Here is a 3,927-nt window from a genome sequence, read left to right as displayed (position 1 = left end):
GCCCGGCGGCTACTGATTGGTGTCAGCGGCCGCAGAAACCAAGCGCTTGAACCCAAAGTCCACGCTCGCGCGCGGATGGACCTCGCAAGAAAGAGAAGAATGAGCTCGCTGTCGAGTCCGTATAACGCTCAGCATCAGCTGCGGCGCGGAGCGCCGTCAGCTGCATGCTGTTGTTAGGCGCCATGCCCCGCCTCCAGGAATGCTCTGGCCTCCCTCGTAATCCAGGGCGACCTTGGCGCCTGTGACTTGCAGTACTCCCTGGCGCCGGCCACTGTCGACACGCTGTCAAGCCAGGGCAATCCGTGATTGGCGATGAGCGTTTCGATCTCTCGCGCCCGAACGCCATCATCCATCGGATTTTCGAAGTCGACAAGGGCATTGAGCCGGAGCCGGTCAGGGACGAGCTCGCTAAGGCGCGTCCGCACATGACAGTGATACTCGGTCGGGTGATCGTTGTCGCCGAGAGCGCGGAAGTAGACGCCAAGATTGATGTAGAACGAAGGCCCCCACTGACTCCCCTGAAGATTGAGAACTCCGATTGCGTCGGCGTTCCCCTTCCGCCAAGTCGCTCCGGACTTCTTGAACCCGCGCTGCTTGAGCGCGGGAGCGAGTGCCTGTTGGAGCCACTTGTTGTTCTGAGAAGCCATGTTCTGGTGCGCCTAACGCTCCGGTTCAGCGGCGGGCCGCGCAGCGGACCGTCCGCTGCAACCGGTTGTTAGCCGTCCAGGCTTCCCACGCTGAGTTGATTCGCAAGTCTCCGCACATAGTCTGGATGTCCAGGGTTACGTGTCTCAAGAACCTGCTGGGCGAGCAGGGCCCGCGCTTCGTCCTTTCGACCACGTTCGGCCAAGATGATCGCCATTACGATCCGCGGCGGACCGCCGGCGCCCATGTTCTCGGATCGATCTTGCCACTCAGCCAGGATCTTCTGCCGGGTTGAGTAGCGATTGAGGAACGGGAGCCCCGCCTGTTCGAGGCGGCGCCGAACGTCCTCGAACACTGCATCTTCAGCCCGCGCATGCCACCAGATGTCCCGTTCTTCTCCAGAGGCTTCACCGAGACGCGCACGCACGCAGCAGTGGTACTCCTGAACCCAAGACTTCGCTTCGCCGCCACCGTGATGCCTGGCAACCTCCGGGACGTAGACGCCGAGATTGACGGTGAAGAGTCCATGCAGGTTCTCCCGGAGGCCTGGGATATACGTAGTGCCCGGAGGATCCGATGCACCCATCTGAATACTGATGACCTGGGTGAGGCCGTCCTCCGTGACACGGTTGAATGTTCGCCCACGGACTTTGAAGCCTTGGGCCTTCAACACCGGGCGCAGGGTGCTCTGGATCTCGTCGACTGCCTCTGCGTATGTCGATTTCGGCATTGCGCTCACTCAGGACGGCTAACGTGCGCGATGAGCCGCGGCGCATTCCGGCTCTCTTCAATGACGCGCCGTCGGATCCATCGCGAGGTTATGCCGTGATCTGTTCATAGGAGAATTCCGGAATCCGCGCCCGCGTCGATGCATGCTCCACGGTGATGGCGCAGATGTTACCGTCCGAATCGAGGTCGAGCAGCGTGTTCTCGTCAAGGTCGCGCGTCTCGACAACTGGTACGTCGCGAAACTCAATGTGCAGCGTGTCGGTGTCGGTGAAGTACCGAATCTTCATGGTGTGAATCCTCGATCGAAGAACGCGTTGTGAACCGTTTCCCGGTCTGCCAAGAGAACGACCCGGAGGAATCGGCCCTCCGCCTCTGGCACAGCTCCCCAGCGCCGAACGCGGCCGTCGGCTTGCACCACCTCGCGCAAAGGCGCATCGATGACGCGTTGGATCCATTCGTTTCGAATGGCCGAGCGGTCGGCGCGCCTCCGAATCGCTTCGAAGTACGCCGTGGTTTTCACGGCCTCACCCTAGCAGAACCGGGCGGCCGTGCCAATCGCCTGACGCGTACGCATCGGCCGGGACCGCCGGCCCGGCGTCTGCGCAGCGCGGGACCGCCGCTCAGAACCCGGCCGCCCCACTCGGCTTCATTTGGTCAAGCCGGCGCCCGGTCGATTCCGTTGCCGTGCGGCCTCGGCCCTCCAGTCGACCGCCGCCCCCCGACGCTCTGTGATCCGTTTGATCAAGTTTACCGGCATAACACCCCGGATCACCTGCGAGCGCGCCGCACGTGTTGCCAGGGCGCGCTCGTCAGGTGCATCCGGTTGTTCGCCTGCCCGTCGCACCTACTGGTCAACGGTGAACAAGATGGCCTTCCCCTCGCTCGCAGCCTTCGCATATAGCTCCCGGACACCCTGAAAGGACTCCCAGGTGTACTCCAGGTCTTCTTCGCCGTATTCGGGCGCGTAGTCCTTCGGCACCACCGTCCGATAGCGCGCCTCAAACCATTCCCGAGTGAGGGTATGCAGCGCCGTAGCCACCTCCCGCACCTCCTCGGGGGCAACAAGTGATGCGATGTAGCTGTCGCCCCGATGCAGTTGCCTTGGCCCGAGGACACAATGGTTCAAGGGGTAAGGTCCATTGCCGTATTCGAGTCGTCCGTCCGTGAGAACCCGATGCATTGCGTCCCATGCCTTGTCGCACTCCGCCAAGTTGTCCGAGTCCCACGCCTCCTCGATGTCCTCGACTAGAGTCATGAGAGCCTCGTCGTTTCCCGATGCCCCATGGAGTGCATCGCCCTCCTCCCGAGTGATTGCGAAGAAGACGCCTCTACAAGCCATTCCTATCCCTCGCGCACCTCAGGTCAGGCGAACGACCGCGGCTCAGCCGCGGCGGCCCATGATGGCAGCAGCCGCCGTCGGCTGCAACCGCTGGTTGGGCCGCTTGTTTACGTCCGGCCAACCCAGTAGAAGGGCCGCCGACGGAGATGCATGACGGCGAGAATGCGCAATTCGTCCTGGCGAACGGTGTACAGGAGGCCGTACGGGAAGCGCTGACACAGCCGGCGCCGGATGCTCCCTCGGACAATTGAACCGGCGAGCGGGTATGCGAGGATCGCCTCGGTGCATCGCTGCACATCTATGATGAAGGCGCTGCCGAGACCCGGCTGTTCGTGCTCGTAGTAGTGCGCCCCGTCGTTGAGTTCGCGCTCGGCCAACTCGTTGAACGTGACGCGCACGATCTAGATCCGCGCGCGAGCGTCCCGGAACACGTCGGCAGCGGGGCGAGCCGAGAGCGTTCCGGCATCCTGGGCGTCGGCCCGTCGCTCGGCTTCCTCGGCCCAGATCTCGTCAACCTCGTCCGATGTGAGGTTGTCGAGGCTCTTCAGCAGACGCTTGGCAAGGCGTGCCCGGCCCTTCGAGTCGAGCTTGAGTGCTTCGGCCTCGAGATCCTCGATCTTCATGGTTTCATTCTAACGCTCGGTACGGCGAGCATGCCCCGTTGATTCGATTTCGGCCCGAATGTCGATTCGTTGTCGGCCCAACGATTCAAATGAGCCGCGCGCCGTCGCAATTCAACGGCGCGTCGGCTCCATTTGAAGGTTAGGCTGCGCCTGGATCTTTGACACGGTGTCACTGCTTGCGGAGTCGCTCCAAGGCTTCCTTAGCACGTTCAGTGCCTCGCTCAACCGCATCTTGAGTCTTTTTCACTACTTGATGTTCGGACTCGAATTCACGCAGGCGCTCAGCGACGGCGCGAGCCTTATCGCTGACGCCGAATCGAGCATTGAAGTCTTCGATAGTTCTCACTCCAGCCTCAAGGGCTTGGTTGAACCGTGCCACTTGAGGCAGGGCGTCGCCGTGTCCTGCCCTGACCAATGCGACGGTCACGTCCTGGTTCTTCCAAAGGTCCAACCACCCCCACTGCCTAGCAGGGTGCTGAAAAAGTGACTCGCGGGGGATCGACAGATCGATTCCGCCGTACTACCATGCTCGCACCAACTCTGAAAGGAGCCTGCGAGTGCGCGGACCCGACGAACAGACCCACGACATGT

Annotated in this window: 8 protein-coding genes; all 8 read right to left on the bottom strand. The window is 62.1% G+C overall.

The window, feature by feature from the left end:
• Positions 1 to 173 precede the first annotated feature (173 nt).
• Entirely contained in the window at positions 174 to 647 is a 474-nt protein-coding gene (locus tag AB1451_16855) for a DUF4304 domain-containing protein (GenBank protein ID MEW6684564.1), read from the bottom strand.
• Positions 648 to 715: 68 nt separating this feature from the next.
• Positions 716 to 1,375: a DUF4304 domain-containing protein gene (locus tag AB1451_16850; GenBank protein ID MEW6684563.1), complete on the bottom strand. Its 660-nt coding sequence runs from the start codon at positions 1,373 to 1,375 to the stop codon at positions 716 to 718.
• An 88-nt stretch (positions 1,376 to 1,463) separates the two neighbouring features.
• Positions 1,464 to 1,661, bottom strand: a complete 198-nt coding sequence (locus AB1451_16845) for a DUF2283 domain-containing protein (protein MEW6684562.1) — start codon at positions 1,659 to 1,661, stop codon at positions 1,464 to 1,466.
• Positions 1,658 to 1,894: a hypothetical protein gene (locus AB1451_16840; GenBank protein ID MEW6684561.1), complete on the bottom strand. Its 237-nt coding sequence runs from the start codon at positions 1,892 to 1,894 to the stop codon at positions 1,658 to 1,660. The genes AB1451_16845 and AB1451_16840 overlap by 4 nt, the downstream gene beginning before the upstream one ends.
• A gap of 324 nt (positions 1,895 to 2,218) precedes the next feature.
• Complete coding sequence (locus AB1451_16835) at positions 2,219 to 2,713, bottom strand: DUF1877 family protein (GenBank protein ID MEW6684560.1); 495 nt, start codon at positions 2,711 to 2,713, stop codon at positions 2,219 to 2,221.
• Positions 2,714 to 2,820: 107 nt separating this feature from the next.
• On the bottom strand, positions 2,821 to 3,111 hold the full coding sequence (locus tag AB1451_16830) for a type II toxin-antitoxin system RelE/ParE family toxin (protein MEW6684559.1): 291 nt from the start codon (positions 3,109 to 3,111) through the stop codon (positions 2,821 to 2,823).
• A 3-nt stretch (positions 3,112 to 3,114) separates the two neighbouring features.
• On the bottom strand, positions 3,115 to 3,336 hold the full coding sequence (locus tag AB1451_16825) for an addiction module protein (protein ID MEW6684558.1): 222 nt from the start codon (positions 3,334 to 3,336) through the stop codon (positions 3,115 to 3,117).
• 169 nt (positions 3,337 to 3,505) lie between these two features.
• The gene (locus AB1451_16820) at positions 3,506 to 3,763 is read right to left on the bottom strand and encodes a hypothetical protein (protein ID MEW6684557.1); all 258 of its coding nucleotides are present in this window, start codon (positions 3,761 to 3,763) and stop codon (positions 3,506 to 3,508) included.
• Between the last annotated feature and the right edge of the window lie 164 nt (positions 3,764 to 3,927).

The organism is Nitrospirota bacterium (genome assembly GCA_040757335.1).
In the GTDB taxonomy this organism is placed as follows: Bacteria; Nitrospirota; Nitrospiria; order 2-01-FULL-66-17; family 2-01-FULL-66-17; genus JBFLXB01.
The sequence above is the reverse complement of the archived record's forward strand: the minus strand, read 5'-3'. Positions and strand labels throughout refer to the sequence as shown.

Bases quoted from the DNA above. Each gene is read 5' to 3' on its own strand.
- AB1451_16855 (MEW6684564.1), bottom strand. From the start codon at position 647: ATGGCTTCTCAGAACAACAAGTGGCTCCAACAGGCACTCGCTCCCGCG.
- AB1451_16850 (MEW6684563.1), bottom strand. From the start codon at position 1,375: ATGCCGAAATCGACATACGCAGAGGCAGTCGACGAGATCCAGAGCACC.
- AB1451_16845 (MEW6684562.1), bottom strand. From the start codon at position 1,661: ATGAAGATTCGGTACTTCACCGACACCGACACGCTGCACATTGAGTTT.
- AB1451_16835 (MEW6684560.1), bottom strand. From the start codon at position 2,713: ATGGCTTGTAGAGGCGTCTTCTTCGCAATCACTCGGGAGGAGGGCGAT.
- AB1451_16825 (MEW6684558.1), bottom strand. From the start codon at position 3,336: ATGAAGATCGAGGATCTCGAGGCCGAAGCACTCAAGCTCGACTCGAAG.